The sequence below is a fragment of the Roseitalea sp. genome (assembly GCF_984466335.1).
The window spans coordinates 1-2113 of sequence record NZ_CFIFWG010000068.1 but is presented as its reverse complement, the minus strand read 5'-3'; the positions used below and the strand labels follow the sequence as shown (position 1 = coordinate 2113).

The 2113-nt window shown below is 65.8% G+C and carries 2 protein-coding genes and 1 pseudogene; all 3 read left to right on the top strand.

Annotated elements, in window-relative coordinates; all coding sequences use genetic code 11:
• On the top strand, positions 1-992 hold a 992-nt coding region (locus AC5E6L_RS08055), incomplete at its 5' end, for an ABC transporter ATP-binding protein (protein WP_491772495.1).
• 180 nt (positions 993-1172) lie between these two features.
• Positions 1173-1742 (top strand): ubiquinol-cytochrome c reductase iron-sulfur subunit, encoded by a 570-nt coding sequence (petA, locus tag AC5E6L_RS08050; RefSeq protein WP_491228640.1) that lies wholly within the window; start codon positions 1173-1175, stop codon positions 1740-1742.
• A gap of 11 nt (positions 1743-1753) precedes the next feature.
• A pseudogene (locus AC5E6L_RS08045) lies at positions 1754-2113 on the top strand (cytochrome b); the annotation flags it as partial.

Below are 2113 nucleotides of genomic sequence, written 5' to 3'. Positions count from 1 at the left end.
TCGCGGTTTCGGCGTGGATGGCCGGGGCGATCTCGACGGGCGCGATCGCGGCGACGATGGGCCTGGTCTTCCGGCTCAACCAGATGTCGGGCTGGATGATGTTCAACATCAACGGGCTGATCCGCGCATTCTCGACCATCCAGGACGCGCTCGAAACGATCTCGGTCGAACCGGCGATCCGCGACAGACCCGGTGCCGTTGCGATGCCACGCGCGGTCGGCCGGATCCGGTTCGAGGGCGTGCGCTTCGACTACGGCAAGGGTGACGTGACGCTCTTCGATGACCTCGACCTTGAGATCCAACCCGGCGAAAAGGTCGGACTGGTCGGCCCGTCGGGCGCGGGCAAGTCGACCATGGTGGCGCTGATGCTGCGGCTGTTCGAGCCCCAGGCCGGCCGTGTCACCATCGATGGCGCCGACATCGCCGACGTCACCCAGGTCTCGCTGCGCGCCCAGTTCGGCGTGGTCAGCCAGGAGCCCTCCCTGCTGCACCGCTCGCTGCGCGACAACATCGCCTATGGCCGCCACGGCGTCGGCCGGGCCGAGATCGAGGCGGCGGCGAGGAAGGCCAGGGCGCACGACTTCATACTCGATGCGCGCGATCCGGGCGGCCGGCGCGGCTACGACGCCCATGTCGGCGAGCGCGGCATCAAGCTGTCGGGCGGGCAAAGACAGCGGGTCGCCATTGCCCGGGTGATGCTCAAGGATGCGCCGATCCTGATTCTCGACGAGGCGACCTCGGCGCTCGACTCCGAGATCGAGGCGGCGATCCAGGACAATCTCGCCCGGCTCATGGCCGACAAGACCGTGATCGCCATCGCCCATCGCCTGTCGACGATCGCCGCCATGGACCGTCTGGTCGTGGTCGATAACGGCCGGATCGTGCAGATGGGCCGGCACGACGAGCTGCTGCGCGACAAGGACGGGCTCTACGCCCGCATGTGGACGCGCCAGTCCGGCGGCTTCCTGAGCGTCGCCGAGGCGGCCGAGTAGGCGTGCGCGCCGGTTTGCGACACAGTGTCGTCTTGCCGTCGTCCGGGGTGGACAAGGCGAACGCGGCGACATAGTTAGCTCGCCAAATCGCAGCGTTAATGCCTGCAAAACCTGACTTTTTGACACATATTTCTTTGTCCAGGAAAGGACGTCTTCGTGACAGATGCGACCCAGAACGAGGTGGGCCAGAACGAGACGGGCCATGGGCAGGACGGCGACCTGCCGACCCGCCGGGACTTCATCTATGTCGCAACCGGCATGACGGGCGTGGTCGGCGCGGCGGCCGTGGCGTGGCCGTTCATCGACCAGATGCGCCCCGACGCGGCGGTGCGTGCCGCGGGACTGCCGATCGAGGTCGACCTGAGCGCCATCGAGCCGGGCGGTACGATCGTCGTCACATGGCGCTCCAAGCCCTATTTCATCCGCCAGTTGACCGACGAGGAGATCGCCGCCACCGACACGCTTGGCCAGGGCGACATGAAGGAATATGTGCCCGCCCAGGAGCGGGTCGCGGGGCCGGACGGCGCGTCCGTCAACAATTGGGTGATCGTCTCGGCGACCTGCACCCATCTGGGCTGCGTTCCCAACACGGTCGACAACGCGCCCGAGGGGTGGTTCTGTCCCTGCCACGGCTCGGTGTTCGATCTGGTCGGCCGCATCCTGCGTGGCCCGGCCGCCACCAACCTGCCGCTGCCGCCCTATGTGTTCGCCGACGACACGACGCTGATCGTCGGCACCGATCAAGCTTAGGAGATTCCGCGATGAGCAAGCTCGAACATCACGGAACCTACACACCGACGAGCGGCATCGGCAAATGGATGGATGCGCGCATGCCGCTGCCGCGCCTGATGTATGACAGTTTCGTCGCCTATCCGGTGCCGCGCAACCTGAACTACGCCTATACGTTCGGCGGCATCCTGACGATCTTCCTGGTCATCCAGATCATGACGGGCATCGTCCTGGCCATGCACTATGTGCCCAGCGCGGAGGAGGCCTTCGACAGCGTCGAGCACATCATGCGCGACGTGAACTCGGGCTGGCTGTTGCGCTACATGCATCAGAACGGGGCGCACTTCTTCTTCCTTGCGGTCTATCTGCACATCTTCCGCGGGCTTTACTAC